This is a genomic window from Undibacterium sp. Rencai35W, from assembly GCF_049340185.1.
In the GTDB taxonomy this organism is placed as follows: Bacteria; Pseudomonadota; Gammaproteobacteria; order Burkholderiales; family Burkholderiaceae_D; genus Undibacterium.
The window spans coordinates 425,099-443,037 of the sequence record NZ_JBMPPC010000001.1 but is presented as its reverse complement, the minus strand read 5'-3'; the positions used below and the strand labels follow the sequence as shown (position 1 = coordinate 443,037).

The following is a 17,939-nucleotide window of genomic DNA, read 5'->3' as shown; positions in this document are numbered from 1 at the left end:
CGAAAAAAGACATGAGCAAACCCATCATACAAATACGATCCGCAGCGAAGGTGTATGCACTGCCGGGCGGCGAGACTTTTCATGCAGTACAGAACGTCAGCCTGGATATTGCAGAAGGCGATATTTTTGGTCTGATAGGTAAAAGCGGCGCAGGCAAATCTACCTTGCTGCGTCTGATCAATTTATTAGAACGTCCAGATGAGGGCAGCATCACTGTCGCTCAGAGAGAGTTGACTGCACTGAATAAGAAACAGTTACGTGAAGCACGTCAGGACATCGGTATGATCTTCCAGCAATTTAATTTACTACAGAACGCAACCGTCTTCGAGAACATCGCTTTTCCATTAAAAATCCATGGCCTGTTGAGTAAAAAAGAGATTGCGGATCGCGTCACAGACTGCCTGAAAATCGTTGGACTCAGTAATAAAACCAGCAGCTATCCGGCGCAATTATCAGGCGGACAAAAACAACGCGTCGCGATTGCCCGCGCCTTGGCCAGTCGCCCGCATGTTTTACTCTGCGATGAACCTACCTCGGCGCTAGATGCAGAAACTACACGCGAGGTGTTAGAAACACTACGCGAAATCAATCAAGAACTTGGAGTCACCATTGTGATCGTCAGTCACGAACTATCTGTGCTCAGCACTATCTGCAATAAAGCTGCCGTCATCGAAGACGGCAAAATCGCCGAAATCTTTGCCCTCGCAGATACCAGTCTGGTGCGCAAGACGGCTCTGGGCAGAGAACTTGCGTATTACTGCAACGAAGAAAATCATGCGGAACATTGGAAAGATCTTGCCCATGTTTGAGAATCTGATGTCACTGCTACCCGAACTTGGCACCGCTATCGTGCAGACGCTCACCATGCTGGCGATAGGATTATCGGCCGCCATATTGATCGGTGGCCCTTTAGGTATTGTGCTTTTTTTAGTGGCGGATGGACAGTCATTACAACACCGCCCACTCTCACTCGCGCTGGGCTGGCTGGTGAATACCGTGCGTTCATTCCCCTTCATTATTTTACTGGTCGCGCTGGTGCCTTTTACGCGCTGGATTGTTGGCACATCGATCGGGCCACTCGCTGCCGCAGTCCCCCTCTCTTTCGCCGCTATCCCCTACTTCGCCCGTCTGGTAGAGCAAAGCTGCAAAGACGTTCCGCGCGGCGTCATTGAGGCCGCACATGCAATGGGTGCGAGCGAATTGCAAATCGTGTTCCGTGTACTACTGGTCGAAGCACGATCTGGTCTGGTGCTGGCGCTGACCGTGTTAGCAATCAGCTTCTTGTCCTACTCCGCCGTCGCTGGCGTTGTGGGTGGCGGTGGCATCGGGGATCTGGCGATTCGTTATGGCTATTACCGCTTCCAGACAGACATCATGTTCTTCACCGTTGCCGTTCTGATTCTGCTGGTCCAGCTTATTCAGTTCACCGGCAACTATGTCGCAAAACGTTTGGATAAGCGTTAAAAAAACATCCTAAATATGTAGCACTCACTGCACCACTCATTACTCATTTTGCTCATTCATTAGTCACCCATTGGCGCAGTCAGCCCCAAGACATCCATATTTTAAAAAGGAAATTTTATGCTACGCTGTCGTCTCATTTTTAGCCTCATTGCGAGCTTCTCACTGACAGCCACCAACATCAGCCTCGCCAAAGATCCCAAAGAACTGGTCATCGGTACCAGCGCTGGCCCTTATGCGGATCAGGTCAAACTCGGGATTAAACCTATCCTCGAAAAACAGGGTTATAAAGTCAAAGTTGTTGAATTCAATGACTATATTCAACCAAATTTCGCGCTGGCAGAAGGCTCACTCGATGCAAATGCATTTCAACACATCATTTACCTGACGAAATTTGCAACGGAAAACAAGCTCGCTTTAAGCGAACTCATCAAGGTACCAACTGCGCCTATCGCGATTTACAGCAAAAAACACAACTCATTAAACGAGGTCAAAGAAGGGAGCACGGTCGCGCTGCCCAACGATCCTACCAATCAAGCCCGCGCCCTGGTTTTATTGGATCAGCTAGGCTGGATCAAGCTGAGGGCGAATATTGATCCGATTCGCGCATCTGAAAAAGATGTAGCGGACAATATCAAAAAAATTAAACTCGTCCCGCTGGAGGCTGCGCAATTGCCGCGCTCGCTCCAAGACACGGATTACTCCTTTGTGAATGGAAATTTCGCACTGGCCTCAGGCCTGAAATTGAACGACGCCCTGGCACGCGAAAAGATTTCGGCCAATTACCAAAATATGGTGGCAATACGGACGGAGGATAAAGCCAAGCCTTGGGTCAAAGATCTCGAAGCAGCCTATCGCTCCAGGGAATTTTTAGCGGTGACCAATAAACACTTTGCCGGGTTTGCCAAACCGGATTACCAACAAGCACTCGAAGTCGCTGCGAAATAATCATCGTCATGAGCAAACTCATCCGCTTTAACGCGTTCCAGATGAATACGGTCGGGCATCAGTCACCAGGATTGTGGCGTCACCCGCGCGATCACAGCGATCAATACACGAGCGCCGAACACTGGACGGAGCTGGCACGCCTGCTGGAATACGGCTTATTCGATGCCGTGTTTTTGGCCGATGTGCTAGGAGTCTACGATGTCTATGAGGGCAATGCGGACGCTGCCTTGCGCCATGCGGTTCAAGTGCCTCTCAACGATCCTCTGGCATTGGTTCCCTTAATGGCAAACGTGACCAGACATCTGGGCTTTGGCGTGACCTGCGCCCTCACTTATGAACACCCCTATACCTTTGCCCGTCGTATGTCGACGCTTGATCATCTGACCAAGGGGCGCATAGGCTGGAATATCGTTACCGGTTACCTCGATAGTGCCGCACGCAATCTGGGATTGCAGCAGCAACTCAGTCATGACGAGCGCTATGACCTCGCCGATGAATATCTGGACGTGGTGTATAAACTTTGGGAAAAAAGTTGGGACAAGCAGGCCGTCGTCAAAGATAAAGTACGCGGCATTTATACCAATCCTGCCCATGTGCATCCAATCAGACATGAAGGACGTTATTTCAACGTACCTGGCATCCATTTATCAGAACCCTCACCGCAAAGAACGCCACTATTATTTCAAGCAGGTACTTCGGCACGCGGCACGGCATTTGCGGCACGTCATGCCGAATGTACGTTTGTCAGCGGGCCAAGCAAAAAAATCGTCAAACGCTACGCCGACGACATCCGTGCTGCGGTTGTCAACGCAGGTCGTCAGCCGGAACAGATTTTGATTTATGCGCAAGCGCTGATCATCACGGCAGACACCACAGAACAAGCGCAGGAAAAATACCAGGACTATCTGCGCTATCTCGACATTGATGCCTCACTCACCTTGCTATCCGGATGGACGGGCGTAGATTTTTCTGCCTTACCGCTGGATGCGACGATCGATTACATAGAATCAGAAGCCGGTCGCAGCGCACTTGCCTCATTCAGTGCAGCAGATCCGGATAAACGATGGACCGTCAGGGAAGCGGCAAGCTTCATCGCCTTAGGTGGCCGCGGCCCGGTATTTGTGGGCAGCGCCGCAGAGATCACAGATCAGCTTGAGAGCTGGGTGGACGATACCGGGATTGATGGCTTCAACCTCGCTTTTGCGATCGCACATGAAACCATGCGCGACGTTGTTAATCTCGTCGTGCCGGAGCTGCAACAACGTGGGCGCTATAAAACGCAGTACAGCACGGGCACCCTTCGACAACAATTGTTTGGACAAGGAGATTACCTGCCATCTAACCATGCAGGACAACAAGTCGAGATTGTTGTGCCATTGGCTACAGCTGCCTGAAATCGCTTTTTTTACACATTGCCTGCACTTTACTTTTTACACCTTACTTCAGTATTAAAGGTTCACTATGAAACGCCGACATTTTTTAGAAATCGCCTCCGCAGGCGCAGCAATCGCCGTACTGCCAACGCTGGCAAAAGCAGCCTCACCCTCATCATCATTACAGACATCAGCGCAGTCATCGCCATCGCAACTCAAGGAATTACGCCTGGATTATGCGTATTATTCACCCACCAGTTTAGTCTTGCGTCGCTTTGGCTGGCTGGAGGATGAATTTAAGGCGGATGGCACCAACATTAAATGGGTGCTTAGTGCTGGCAGCAATCGTGCGCTGGAATATCTGAATGCAAATAGCATTGATATCGGCTCCAGCGCCGGACTCGCTGCCTTGCTGTCAAAAGCAAATGGCAATCCCATCAAAACACCTTATATTTTTTCCCGTCCTGAGTGGACGGCTTTAGTAGTCCGCAAAAATTCGCCGATTCGCAGCATTGCCGACTTAAAAGGCAAAAAGGTTGCTGCCACCAAAGGAACTGATCCTTATTTATTCCTGTTACGGGCGTTAAAAACTGCTGGCTTAAAAAGAAGCGACATTGAGCACGTCAACTTACAACATGCCGACGGGCGCATCGCGCTGGAGCAAGGCAAAGTCGACGCCTGGGCAGGACTAGATCCTCACATGGCAGCAAGTGAACTCGAAGCGAATTCAACATTAATCTACCGTAATGTCGCGTTCAACACGTATGGTTTTTTAAATGTCAGGGAAGAGTTTTTAAACAATCATGCGTCCGAGCTGAATCGTGTCATCCGCTCTTATGAGCGGGCACGCGCCTGGATACGTAGCAATCCTAGCGACGCTGCAAAAATACTGTCGGAGGAAGCGAAGGTTAGCTTGCCCGTGGCCTTATTGCAGATTAAGTTGCGCAGTGATTTCAGTCAGCCTTTACCAGGCACTGAGCACCTGCAAGCACTGCAAGTCGCGGCGCCGATACTGCTCGATGAGGGTTTAGTCAAACCGGGTACCGATCTGGCAAAGACCATCACCGATTTGATTGATGTGCGTTTTGCTCAACACTTAATCATACGCACCTGACAATCCGTATCTGAAAAACTGTACCTGAAATAAATACGCCATGACACGTATCCAGCACACTCAACAACTATGAACTCACCCAGCATTACTATTCAGCCCAAAAAACTGGACGCATTCAATCGCCCGGTCAAAGCGGCGAAGGGCATTCCACGCGTCGTCACCGGAATGCTGCTACCGCTTGCGTTAATCGCCTTTGCCGAAATCGGTGTACGCACCGGCCTGATCCCTGCGCACCAGCTGCCCCCACCGTCAGAGATTGTGAAAACCTTGTCCTTTCTCGGTGAACATGGTCTGCTAAATCACATCGCGATGAGCAGTGCACGAGTCGCTGCAGGTTTTATCTTTGGCGCTGGTCTGGCAATAATGATCGGTGTGCTGGTCGCGCTAAGCCAGCGGCTGGACGCTCTGCTGGATCCGAGTTTTCAGGCATTACGCGCGATCCCGTCGTTGGCTTGGGTACCGCTGCTGCTGTTATGGCTGGGTATTGATGAGGCGCCCAAACTGGTATTGATTGCCATTGGCACTTTCTTTCCCGTGTATATGGGCGTGGTATCGGGTATTCGTGGCGTCGATCGGCGATTGGTTGAAGTGGGCAGGCTATATCGGCTCACGCCGTTTGCCTTAGCGCGCCGGATTCTTCTTCCAGCGGCGTTACCGGCAATCATCACGGGACTACGGAATGGTTTGAGCCTAGCGTGGATGTTTATGGTCGCAGCAGAACTGATCGCTGCCAGTCGGGGATTGGGATATTTATTAACCGACGGACGCGAGACCAGTCGCGCCGATATTGTGCTGGCTGCGATTGTCTTGTTAGCGGTGTTGGGCAAAGTCAGTGACTGGGGCATGCAATTGCTAGAACGACACCTGCTGGCCTGGCGTGACAACTTTACATCAGAAAGTCAGCCCGCATGAGTGCGTTCTTGAGCGTACGGATTGATGAAAAGCGATATGGCGAGGATCAGATATTGCAGCGTCTGCGACTCGATGTGAGGCAAGGCGAGATTGTCAGCCTGATCGGTGCCAGTGGTTGCGGCAAGAGCACTTTGCTCTCCATCATCGCGGGTCTGGATCCGCACTATCAAGGCAAAATTCAGCTTGCTGGCAAGGACATCACAGGCACCAGCAAGGAGATTGGTTTCATATTTCAGGAGCCACGTTTATTTCCTTGGCTCAGTGTCGCTGAAAATATCGCCTTTGATTTCACTCAATCAGGCGATCATGAAGCAGCAGTTCAGCAATTGCTAAAGGAAGTTGGCCTCGGCAGCTATGGCAAGGCCTTACCAAAGCAATTGTCAGGCGGACAGGCGCAACGGGTCGCCATTGCCCGCGGCCTGTTCAGCCGCCCTCGCCTGTTGTTACTGGATGAACCATTTTCAGCGGTTGATGCATTCACGAGAATGAAGCTACAGGACTTGCTGGTAAGGATCGCGAAGGAACACGCGTTAACCGTCGTCATGGTCACGCATGATATTGATGAGGCTCTCTATCTGAGTGACAGAATTGTGCTGCTCGATCATCGCGCCGGACCGGTACGTGCAACATTTGCACTCTCCTTGCCATGGCCGCGCAACCGAGCAGAGGCGACGCTATCACCGGTGAAAGCAGAAATCCTGGAATGTCTGCACGCGGCACATACTTTTTAAAGGTCAATGGCCTTGGTGATTCAGGTGAACTCAAAGGAAAAATTACATACTCCTACTAAGTATATTTTCAATCACTAGGTAAATATTGCGGAAATCGATCTATTTCCATTAACTATAGGGGGAGTATATGCATTTCATACAAGCGCATGATTGCTGAAGTTCCATAAAAAATGCCACAGATATCTGTGGCATTTTTCATTCAAAGTAGCGCTCAGTAAGCAGCAAATGATCTCCGCATCAGGCAACCCATTGACGTGCATTACGGAACATACGCATCCACGGCGAATCCTCACCCCAGCCTTCCGGGTGCCATGAATGCAGTACAGAGCGGAATACACGCTCTGCATGCGGCATCATGACAGTGAAGCGGCCATCAGCATTGGTGACCGACGTAATACCTTGCGGCGAACCGTTCGGATTGTATGGATAGGCTTCGGTGGCAACGCCAGCGTTGTTCACGAAGCGCATGGCAACCTGCGCTGCAGTGATATCGCCCGTGATAGAGAAATCAGCAAACCCTTCGCCATGAGCAACCGCGATCGGCGTCTGCGTACCGGCCATTCCCTGGAAGAAAATCGATGCCGACTCTTGTACTTCAACCATGGCAAAACGGCCTTCAAATTGTTCCGATTTGTTCTTGGTGAATTTCGGCCAGGCTTGAGCGCCCGGAATAATCGATTTCAGATTACTCATCATCTGGCAACCATTACAGATACCTAACCCAAACGTATCTGTACGATGGAAAAAGTCGGAGAACTGTTCGGCCATCATCGCATTGAACAAAATCGTTTTCGCCCATCCCTCGCCAGCACCGAGCACGTCGCCGTACGAGAAGCCACCGACCGCAATCAGACCTTTAAAATCGGCCAGACGGGCGCGACCGGCGATCAGATCGCTCATATGCACGTCCACCGCGGTGAAGCCGGATTTATGCATAACATACGCCGTCTCAATATGCGAATTCACGCCCTGCTCACGCAAGATCGCGACCTTAGGACGCACACCAGTGTTGATGAAAGGTGCGGCGATATCTTGTTGCGGATCAAAAGTGAGTGCAGGCGTCATACCTGGATCGTTCAGGTCAAGAATGCGCGCATATTCCGCGTCAGCACAGGCAGGATTGTCGCGCAGACGAGCGATTTGCCAGCTAGTTTTACTCCACAACTGATGCAATACCGTTCGTGGCTGGCTATAGATTTGTTTAGCGTCACGGGTGAATTCAATCACATTGCTAGTATTCACCTTACCGATGATATGGCTGCAAGCACCGAGATTGTGTGCGCGTAATACATCCATGACCGCAGTGCGTTGCTCAGTACGAACCTGAATCACTGCACCCAATTCTTCGCTAAATAAAGCACGCAAAGTCAGGTCATTACGACGTTCAGCAACCTGTCCGGCCCAGTTCTTCGCATCGCCCCAATCCGCCGCCTCATCCATCGTCAGGATGTCGAGATTGATCGACAAACCTGTGCGACCAGCGAACGCCATTTCACATAAGGTCGCATACAAACCGCCATCGGAACGGTCGTGATACGCCAGCAAATGATCTTCACGATTCAGTTGCTGAATCGCCGCAAAGAAGGCTTTCAAATCATCGGCGCTATCCACATCCGGCGTCTGATCGCCAAGTTTTTGCATGACTTGAGCAAAGCAGGATGCACCCAGACGATTTTTGCCGCGTCCCAAATCGATCAGGATCAGGCTGGTGTCGCCAGCGTCCAGGCGCAATTGCGGCGTCAGGGACTTACGTACATCGAATACAGGTGCAAACGCAGAAATAATCAGTGACACCGGTGACGTGACGGATTTAGATTCGCCCTCGTCTTTCCATGTGGTGCGCATGGACAAAGAGTCTTTGCCGACAGGAATGCTGATGCCGAGCGCGGGGCACAGCTCCATGCCGATGGCCTTGACTGTATCGAACAGTGCGGCATCCTGACCAGGCTGACCGCAAGCGGCCATCCAGTTAGCGGACAACTTGATATCAGAAATATCGTTGATCGGTGCTGCAGCGATATTTGTGATCGATTCACCAATCGCCATACGGCCAGATGCCGCAGCATTGATTACGGCCAACGGTGTACGTTCACCCATGGACATGGCTTCACCGAGGTAACCTTCAAGACTCATGGTGGTCACGGCGCAATCGGCGACCGGCACTTGCCACGGGCCGACCATCTGGTCACGTACCGATGTCGCACCGACAGTACGGTCACCGATGGTGATCAGGAAGGATTTATCCGCAACCGTAGGCAAGCTCAGAATACGTTGCGCGACCTCTTGCAAGTCCATGCCGGTCAGATCAATTGCAGGAAAAGTGTGCGTGACATGTGTGACATCACGATGCATCTTAGGCGGCTTGCCCAAGAGTACGTTCATCGGCATATCAACCGGCGTATTACCCTGTTCAGGGTCGATTACCTTGAGCTGACGCTCTTCAGTTGCTGTACCGACGACGGCAAACGGACAACGCTCGCGCTCGCAAAAATACTGGAACAAAGCCAGGCTGTCCGGTGCGATACCCAACACATAACGCTCTTGCGACTCGTTACTCCAGATCTCTTTCGGCGCCATGCCGCTTTCTTCAAGATGTATTTTACGCAAATCAAAGATCGCGCCACGCTTGGCATCATTGGTGATTTCCGGGAAGGCATTGGATAAACCACCGGCACCAACGTCATGAATCGACAAAATCGGATTGTCGTCGCCCAACTGCCAGCAGGAATTAATCACCTCCTGAGCACGACGTTCCATCTCAGGATTGCCACGCTGAACAGAATCAAAATCCAGATCGGCGGTGTTAGTACCCGTCGCCATTGATGAGGCTGCGCTGCCGCCCATGCCGATACGCATGCCAGGACCACCTAGCTGTATCAACAGACTACCAACCGGCAGATCGTCTTTTTTGGTGTGTTTATCGGAGATATTGCCGATACCGCCAGCGATCATGATGGGCTTGTGATAGCCGTACACAGTGCCGCCCACATTTTGTTCAAAGGTACGGAAATAACCACCCAGATTCGGCCGGCCGAATTCATTATTGAACGCAGCACCGCCTAAAGGGCCGTCAATCATGATTTGTAATGCCGAAGCGATACGGTCGGGCTTGCCATAAGCTTGCGCTGAAGACTGACTTGCAATCGTGTTGGCAATCGTGTCGCTGGCGTTTTCCCAGGGCTGCACGGCGCCTGGCAACATCAGGTTGGATACCGTAAAACCCGTCAGTCCAGCTTTTGGTTTGGCACCACGGCCCGTCGCTCCTTCATCACGGATCTCACCGCCAGCACCTGTCGACGCACCAGGGAACGGAGAAATCGCAGTCGGATGATTATGCGTCTCTACCTTCATCAAGGTGTGAGTGAGTTCTGTTGTAGAGGTATATTCATTACCGTTCGCAGCACCGTTAGGATAGAAGCGCGTAACGGTTGCTCCCTCCATGATCGACGAATTATCGCTATAGGCAACGATGGTGCCCTTCGGTTGCAGCAAGTGCGTATTCTTGATCATGCCGAACAGAGAAATATCCTGTGCGACGCCATCAATTGTCCAGTCAGCATTAAAGATTTTATGACGGCAGTGTTCGCTATTGGCTTGCGCAAACATCATTAATTCGACGTCAGTCGGGTTACGACCGGCAGCGACAAAGGCGTCAACCAGATAATCAATCTCATCACCGGACAAGGCGAGACCTAATTCACTATTTGCCTGCAACAGAGCTTGCTTACCACCGCCAAGGACATCAACGGACGCCAGAGGTTTCGCATCGAGTTCGGAGAATAATGCGCTGGCTTCCTGCACATCTGCCAGTACCATTTCTGTCATGCGATCATGAAGTAAAGCAGCAACTGCCTGACGTGATTCCTCGGCTAATTTTTTTGCGCCGCCGAGCAAACCTGATTTAACTTGCACCGTGTAACGGATGCCACGCTCAATCCGCTTGATGTGCTGCATGCCGCAATTATGTGCGATGTCAGTTGCCTTGCTGGCCCACGGAGAGATCGTGCCGAAGCGCGGGATAACAACGAAACTATCGCCCTCTTCCTTGCCAGTAAAGGCGTCGCCGTAAGTCAGCATCGCATTGAGCCGGGCAGCATCGTCATCCGACAAACTGTGTGCCGCATCAACAAAATGGGTAAAGCGACCGCTAATACCGACAATATGCGGGTCAGCAGCTTGCAATTTGCATAATAGACCTTGGGTACGAAAAGCAGACAAGGCATTAGAGCCTGGCAATATCAACATGGCGAGAGAGTAGTTGAAGCAACGCGCCCGGAGTTCAGAAATGACAGCGGCGACATCACAGGTTGGAACGGAAAGCGAGATTATACCTTGATGCCCGCGCACACTCCAGCCAGAAGCGGACTTCGCTGGCAATCTAAAGCAAAAACAGGTGATAAAAAAAGATAAGAAAAGATTTAACAGAAGATAAAAGAATGGGACTTACCTAAAATCCAAGACTGCTCACCACAAAGATATCGAGACCCGGGAGACGTATAGGAAAGACGGGAGTAGAGGGAGTAAGTGGCTCAACGAAATATCGGTTAAAAGTTTTATATATTCCCAAAAATCAATCCGTAAGCGGAATGCGGCTGCTGGCACGAAATGTCTTTGAAAGCCGCATCCAGCCTGCGTGTTTCCTTTGACGGATGCTTAACAATTGTCGTTTTTAGCAAGTCGTGAAGAATAGATAACTTGCCAAACAACAGCGATCAGTCTCAATCAGACTAAGGGGGGAGGATCAATCGGCTCACAGCAAGTTAATTGACAAAAATACTCGCATTCGCAAACTGTCTGACCAGCTTCATGGACGCTGCATAGCTTTTTTTCCTAAAAAGCGGAATGTCACGATTCATCACAACGATGGCGATGGGCTCCGCGGCGACCAGGACATCCAACTCCGAAGCGCTGAGTACGATATCGTTATTATGCAGTTTGTCACCCCAAAACAAATCATTGCTGCGGCTTTCAACCACATACACAGGTTTTTTCAGGTAAAAAGTCAGGGACGACTGATCTTCAAACACTTGAAATAACATGATTTTTTGAGCTGCATGTTCTTGCTTCAACACATCAGCAATCGGCCGGGTGGAACTCCATTCCGCCGAGACATGCAACACATTCAGCAGAATAAACAAGGTCATTATTGGCAATGGCAGATAGGCCAGCACGCCAATTTTTGGCATACGCCAGGACAGCAACGTCGCCATCACGGCAAGTGCAGTCAGGCACCATAGTGCATAACAGAGGAACAACTGCGCCCCGATACCCACAATCTGCAAGCTTTGCAATTTCTCCTGCGGATGAGTGGAGACAAACCAGGCCAGCACAGCAAACAGTGCTGACAAACCCAGGCCCGTGAACATCCGCCCCCACCTGCCACCATATTGTCTGTCCTCAAGCCAAATCGCCAGTTGCAAACTGGCAAGCGGCATGACGGCGACCAGATAATAATTAGCCTTGGCGCTAGAGCTGGAAAAAAATAATACGGGCATGATCCAGGCAAAGCTCAGGAACCATTGCAAAGGACGGGACGCTCTGTTAACTCTTTTGGCAAAAAAAGCACCTAGCAATAAGAATGACCACGGAAACAGGTAAATCACCATTCTTGGCAGGTAATACCACCATGCTCCGGCGTAGTAGTCGTGCGGCTCACGCTTGCCAAGAAACCGTAATACATGCTCATTAATGAAATAAAACCAGGCAAAAATCGGCTCAGTCAAACTGGCGACAATATGCCAGGGCAAGGCGATGAGCAAAAATACGCTGATTGCTTTTTTATCCCAGAATTGCCACAAGTTACTCAAAAATTGCCTGATTGTTGATGACTGAGTCAGGACAAAACTCCCTGTTACCGCACAAAATAAAACTCCGGCAACAAAGCCTTTTGCCAACACAGCCAGCGCCAGAAATGCATACGAGTAGCAAAGCGCACGCTGCTCTTTCAGCACCACAAAAAAATACATCCACATCAGAGACGCGGTCAGCAATGCTGTTAGCAACATGTCGAACATCAGGGTTCGCGACATGGCCGTTACGCCAAGGCCCGAGACAAACATCACCGCCGCCAGCCGTGCCGTCTGCACGCGTTGTAAGCGTCCGCCGAACCAGAGCATCAAGCCCACACAAGATAAAGAGGATAAGGCCGGAATGAACCTGGCTGCCCATTCGGATTCTCCGAATATGCCAAAGGATAAGGCCGTCAGCCAATACAACAACGGCGGCTTTTCCATGTACACCAGACCGTTCAGGTGAGGAATAACCCATTGCCGCCAGTCGCCAGATTGCAGCATTTCCCGCGATATCTCGGCGTAAAGACCCTCGTTATTATCCAGAATGGCGTAACTACCTAAACCCGCACCGGTAAAGATCAGCGCCACGATCCAGACCAACCATAGAGGGATGCACAAAACTGTAGCGTCTTGATCGGATTGCTGGGATGGTGTCGGTCGGGATTGCTGCATTCAGTGACGTGGTTAAGTGTGTGTTGAAGTGGCGTATTACATTAAGTTACGTGTTTAATTAAGTTCAGCGATTTAAAAGCTTCGTTTGGTGCTCAGCCTGGTGACCTGAGAACGAAAGGCAACAACAAAAGACAACGGCATGCTATACGCGCTGCATTTAAATCACGTTGTGATGCAGCTAAATCAAATAAACTAAGCAAACTATTTTTATCTCTCCAGCAAGGTTCTTATTTTCGCATGAAGCTCCCTAATTCCAAATCAATAAACTCGCCAATCTTGCAATCACGTCTAGCTTATGTCGAGGCAAGTCTTGAAGTAGCGAAACAGAGCCAGTCAATTTTCACCCGACTTTATCCGGAATCGGCGATCGCTGCAGCAACTTATGCGGATACGCTGCGTGCGCAAAAGATGACTCCACTGTCACCGATTGCAGGCTTACCCATATCGATCAAAGACTTGCTTGATGTCGCAGGAGAACCGACCCTGGCAGGGTCTACTGTGCTACGTCAGACGCAGCCAGCAAAACAAGATGCCCCCGTGGTTACGCGACTCCGGCAGGCAGGTGCTGCGATCATAGGCAAAACGAATATGACGGAATTTGCCTATTCCGGCGTTGGCATTAATCCGCATTATGGCACTGCACCGAACCCTGCTGACACAGCAATAGCCAGAATACCCGGCGGTTCGTCATCCGGTGCGGCGGTATCCGTCGCAACTGGTTTATGTGTCGCAGCGATCGGCTCAGATACCGGTGGCTCTATCCGTATCCCCGCCGCTCTTTGCGGATTAACCGGTTTTAAACCAACCGCGTCCCGGGTTTCCAAAGCAGGCACGGTGCCACTGTCCTTCACCTTAGATACGATTTGTGCGTTGGCACATACCGTCGATGATTGCATCACGATGGACAGTATCATCGCTGAAAACTTGCTCTCCATCACAGCATTGCCACTAAAAAGTTTGCGTCTAGCAGTACCGCAAACCCTGTTTCTGGAGGATATGGATCAGCATGTATCAAGTGCCTTCAGTAAAGCATTGACCTGCTTGTCGGCTGCGGGTGCCTCCATTATTGAAACACCGATGCAGTTGCTGGCTGAGTATCGGTCGATGGCGATGTTTTCTGCACCTGAGGCGTATTCCTGGCACAGACACTTGTTAGCAGAAAATTTTGAAGAATACGATCCACGGGTTGCCCAACGCATCCAGCTTGGAGCGCATGTATCCGCTGCTGATTATATCGATATGCATACTGCACGCGCAGAGTGGATTACCCGTATGGGAGCGCTGCTAGCCCCGTTCGATGCGATTTTGATGCCAACCGTGCCTATCGTTGCACCTGAGATTGCCCCATTAATCGCATCGGATGACGCCTTCTTTCACGCTAACGGTCTGTTATTGAGGAACACCGCGTCAATCAATATTCTGGATGGTTGCGCCATATCAATCCCCTGCCATGAAACGGGAAGTTTACCTGTGGGTTTAAGTATTGCGGGAGCTGCTGGAACTGACGCGCGGATTCTGGCGATTGCCAGAGTAGTAGAGAGTGCTTTATCAGCGATCAGAAGAATGTAGGTTGTCTCTGATCGCCGACAAGAATTAGTTAATGTAATTAAACAACGATAACGCCGAGGTTTTGACAAAAGATTGCTGAGCCGCCTGCAGAGTGACTTGCTGCTGGTTCAATTCAGTAATTGCTTTTGCATAGTCAAGATCACTAATCTCAGAAATAGCTTGTTTATATACTAGGCCAACGCTGTCTCCGGCGCTGTTAAGATCATCAATTTCTTTTAAGCTGGTGCCAAGCGTAGCTCTGGACGTCAAAACATTGGACAATGATTTGTCGAGATTATTGTTAGCCTGCGTCAAGCCTGCAGTGAGATCCAGTCTGGCGGCAGAGGTATTGGCAGGCGTTTTTAAGATATTGATTAAATCTGTCAAGGTCTCAAAAATATTTTGATTACCAGGCTGGATAGAAAATTTATCTCCGGGCCCAGGTGCTCCAGGTGTATTGGTCAGAGTAGTTGTGATGCCATCAAAAGTCACCGATTGAGGACTGACATATGGTGTAGACGGAACAACTGTTGTATTCGTGGTTTTATTGACGATAGTAAAATTGGCAGCGGTATTATCAAAGACAACTTCGTAATTATTCCCTGTCAATGCATTCGCAGTTGCGGGATCAATTACTGCAGTAGCAACTAACTGTCCGGCATTTGATGGGTTAGCGACAACATTGAACTGACCATTAGATGTTTTAATATTGCCAAATATTGCTGGCCCAATATCGCTGACGGCTAACTGTCTTGATGTATCCACTTGCAAATAGCGCTGTCCCTGGTCACCGCTATAGGCTGCACCGCCTGCCGTTTTTGTATAAGGCGCTGTCGTGTTTGAAAATCCCGCAAACAAATAATTCCCGGTGCCATCGGTCGCATTAGCATAAGTCAACAGGTCATCCAGATTACCTTGCAATTCAGTCGCGATATACCCTCTATCGACATCAGACAGAACACCGTTACCTGCATTAATGATCAGAGTTTTTACATTGTGCAGCGTCGTTGTAACGCTTTGCAATGACGTCTCTGCCGTGCTCAGACTATTTTTAGCATTCTGACGATTGACCGCATATTGATCATTAATTGCGCTTGACTGCTGCAATACCAAAGCCCTGGCTGCACCCACAGGATCATCTGACGGCGTCAAGATACGGGTTCCGGCAGAAATCTGCTGCTGTGTTTTATTCAAACTAGATTGCAAATCACTGATTCTGGTGCCGCCAGTTTCATAAATAGTGCTGGTACTGATACGCATGATTATTCCTTACTACTTAATAGACAGCAGGACGTCAAACAATTGACTCGCTATTTGCATGAGCTTTCCTGCAGCCTGATAGGCTTGCTGGTAACGCAATAAATTTGCAGCCTCTTCATCAAGGTTGACGCCGGACTCTGACTGCTGTGCCTGTACAGACTGCGCTAACAACTTGGTCTCGGATGCGCTCGTCACCTCAAGTTCATGTGTCTTGTTCCCGACCAGACTAACGAATTGGGCGTAAGCGCCTTGATAACTGGTTGTACCGCCAGCGACGGTATTCGCAGTTTGCAAAGCAGCAAGAGAAACCGCATTTCTGCTATCACCTGTACCACTCGTATTTTGGGTAACTGTGAACGTATCACCATTTTGCGGTGTTCCGGTAACGCTAAAACTTACTCCGCTAAAACTGATCGTCGCACCGCTTGTGTAAGCAACTGGCGTGTTGGCAACATAAGGTGAATAAGATGTCGTGACACCGTTATTTGTTACGGTAACGTTTGAGCCGACAGGGAATCCCGTAAATGCGCCGCCGGTATATGATAATTTGACCGGAGTTGCGAGGCTAGCCAAGGTATACGTCGAATCGACTGTGCCTGCACTAATCTTACCGGATCCGGTATTTGTGCTGGGCGCAGCCGTAGTTGCGGGTCCAGCCGCCGCTATTTTTGTAATGTCAGAGATCGCCACACTCAGGCCGCCAGCACCGTTGACGGTAGGCTGAATCAAAAATTCATCTCCGGCGGCTGGCACTGCCGCAGCTGGCGGAGGAGTCAGCTGAAATGTGACGCCATCAATCACCAGCGGCAAGGTAGCAGAAGTCTGCGCAGCGCCATCCGACAAACGGGTGATTTTATAATTCGTACCGTCAAATTGCAGACGATAATCACTGGTAGTCAAAGCACTGGCGTTGGTAATCGTTGCATTGATACCGGCAGTGCTCGTATTCAGGCTACTAGGAGTACTGACTGGAGTCGCTACATTGAAAAAATTACCACCCAACTGACCATTCAGGTCTTGCCCTAATTTATGTTGGTCATTAAAAGTCGTCGCGAGAGTAGTCGCGACACGACCAAGTGAGTTTTGTGCGACATCTAAGGTATTGCTTCTGAAATCGAATAATCCACCCAATTTACCGCCGGGCAGACTACTTTCAGACAACAAGACTGATTTACCGTTCGCAACATAAGCAACATCCAGACGAGAAGGATCGGTAAGCGAGGGCGTGGCAGACAAACTATTTACGGTATCGCCAACGACAAGTGGCTGACCGCTACCAATATAAATATTGTACTTAGATCCCTGCTGAATAACTGAGACCTTGGTCAACTTGCTCAGGTCTGTGACCAGCTGATCGCGCTGATCCAGTAAATCGTTTGGCCCAGCACCATTAGAAACGCTTTGTGCCTTTTCTATCGTGTCATTGAGCTCAGATATTTGGGTGGCATAGCTATTGATCGTACCGACCGTAGTCTGTATTTCACTATTTACTCCGCTGCGGATTTCAGTAATACGGTTTTGCAAACCAGTAAAACGCGAGACCAGCGCTTGAGCTGACGATAAGGCAGACTGTCTGGCTGCGGATCCGGCTGTTCCATTCGGACTGGTCGCCAGATTCTGTACCGATTTAAAGAAGTCCTGCAAGGCAGGAGATACGCCGGCGGATGAGTCTGCAACCAGATTATTAATCTGGGAAATTTGTGAATAATATGTACTGATTTGATTGCTGCTGGATTGCGAATTATTCACTTGCTGCGCAAGGAATTCGTTATACACGCGAGCAATTTGATTGACTTGCGTCCCCTGCCCAACAAAATTACCACCGAGATTTTGCGGTGCGGCCGCACTTTGAAACAACACTTGCCGGTTGTAACCAACCGTGGAGGCATTCGCAATATTGTGTCCGGTAGTGGCAATGCCCAATTGCGCAGCAGCTAATGCGCTTTGTCCAATGCCTAAAATATTTGAACCCATGATTGATCCTGCTAAGTGTGGTTGCTGCTCTTTTGAGCGGTGTCAGTCTTGTTTTCGGAGAAATTCAGCAAAACTTTAATCAGTTGCTATAAAGACTATTTTGCAAAACAACTGGTAAACCTGGTCATTTCTCATGCCCTTACTAGAACAACCA

12 protein-coding genes are annotated in these 17,939 nt (G+C 49.9%); 8 read left to right on the top strand and 4 right to left on the bottom strand.

Features of this window, described 5'->3' with window-relative positions; genetic code table 11:
* Window positions 1-11: 11 nt before the first annotated feature.
* The 7 genes from ACO0K3_RS01985 (at window position 12) to ACO0K3_RS01955 (ending at window position 6,539) form a co-directional block, all read left to right on the top strand.
* Window positions 12-809 (top strand): methionine ABC transporter ATP-binding protein, encoded by a 798-nt coding sequence (locus tag ACO0K3_RS01985; protein ID WP_422981389.1) that lies wholly within the window; start codon window positions 12-14, stop codon window positions 807-809.
* Window positions 802-1,464 carry a methionine ABC transporter permease gene (locus tag ACO0K3_RS01980; protein ID WP_422981387.1) on the top strand — a complete coding sequence of 221 codons (663 nt, stop codon included), beginning with the start codon at window positions 802-804 and terminating at the stop codon, window positions 1,462-1,464. Before ACO0K3_RS01985 ends, ACO0K3_RS01980 begins: the two co-directional genes overlap by 8 nt.
* A gap of 117 nt (window positions 1,465-1,581) precedes the next feature.
* On the top strand, window positions 1,582-2,409 hold the full coding sequence (locus ACO0K3_RS01975) for a MetQ/NlpA family ABC transporter substrate-binding protein (RefSeq protein ID WP_422981385.1): 828 nt from the start codon (window positions 1,582-1,584) through the stop codon (window positions 2,407-2,409).
* An 8-nt stretch (window positions 2,410-2,417) separates the two neighbouring features.
* Window positions 2,418-3,803 carry an LLM class flavin-dependent oxidoreductase gene (locus tag ACO0K3_RS01970; RefSeq protein ID WP_422981383.1) on the top strand — a complete coding sequence of 462 codons (1,386 nt, stop codon included), beginning with the start codon at window positions 2,418-2,420 and terminating at the stop codon, window positions 3,801-3,803.
* A gap of 67 nt (window positions 3,804-3,870) precedes the next feature.
* Window positions 3,871-4,896 (top strand): aliphatic sulfonate ABC transporter substrate-binding protein, encoded by a 1,026-nt coding sequence (locus tag ACO0K3_RS01965; protein WP_422981381.1) that lies wholly within the window; start codon window positions 3,871-3,873, stop codon window positions 4,894-4,896.
* A gap of 69 nt (window positions 4,897-4,965) precedes the next feature.
* Window positions 4,966-5,808, top strand: coding sequence for an ABC transporter permease (locus ACO0K3_RS01960; RefSeq protein ID WP_422981379.1), 843 nt, complete (start codon window positions 4,966-4,968; stop codon window positions 5,806-5,808).
* Window positions 5,805-6,539 carry an ABC transporter ATP-binding protein gene (locus ACO0K3_RS01955; RefSeq protein ID WP_422981377.1) on the top strand — a complete coding sequence of 245 codons (735 nt, stop codon included), beginning with the start codon at window positions 5,805-5,807 and terminating at the stop codon, window positions 6,537-6,539. Before ACO0K3_RS01960 ends, ACO0K3_RS01955 begins: the two co-directional genes overlap by 4 nt.
* Window positions 6,540-6,776: 237 nt before the next feature.
* Here the strand turns inward: ACO0K3_RS01955 and purL are convergent, their stop codons facing one another.
* The gene (gene purL / locus ACO0K3_RS01950; protein WP_422981375.1) at window positions 6,777-10,784 is read right to left on the bottom strand and encodes a phosphoribosylformylglycinamidine synthase; all 4,008 of its coding nucleotides are present in this window, start codon (window positions 10,782-10,784) and stop codon (window positions 6,777-6,779) included.
* A 515-nt stretch (window positions 10,785-11,299) separates the two neighbouring features.
* Window positions 11,300-13,003 (bottom strand): glycosyltransferase family 39 protein, encoded by a 1,704-nt coding sequence (locus tag ACO0K3_RS01945; RefSeq protein ID WP_422981373.1) that lies wholly within the window; start codon window positions 13,001-13,003, stop codon window positions 11,300-11,302.
* Between the two features lie 276 nt (window positions 13,004-13,279).
* Between ACO0K3_RS01945 and ACO0K3_RS01940 the strand changes: the two genes are divergently transcribed.
* Entirely contained in the window at window positions 13,280-14,572 is a 1,293-nt protein-coding gene (locus tag ACO0K3_RS01940; protein WP_422981371.1) for an amidase, read from the top strand.
* Between the two features lie 24 nt (window positions 14,573-14,596).
* Here the strand turns inward: ACO0K3_RS01940 and flgL are convergent, their stop codons facing one another.
* Together flgL and flgK are read right to left on the bottom strand one after the other, a co-directional pair.
* Complete coding sequence (gene flgL / locus ACO0K3_RS01935) at window positions 14,597-15,811, bottom strand: flagellar hook-associated protein FlgL (RefSeq protein ID WP_422981369.1); 1,215 nt, start codon at window positions 15,809-15,811, stop codon at window positions 14,597-14,599.
* 12 nt (window positions 15,812-15,823) lie between these two features.
* Window positions 15,824-17,785 (bottom strand): flagellar hook-associated protein FlgK, encoded by a 1,962-nt coding sequence (flgK, locus tag ACO0K3_RS01930; RefSeq protein ID WP_422981367.1) that lies wholly within the window; start codon window positions 17,783-17,785, stop codon window positions 15,824-15,826.
* Window positions 17,786-17,939 lie beyond the last annotated feature (154 nt).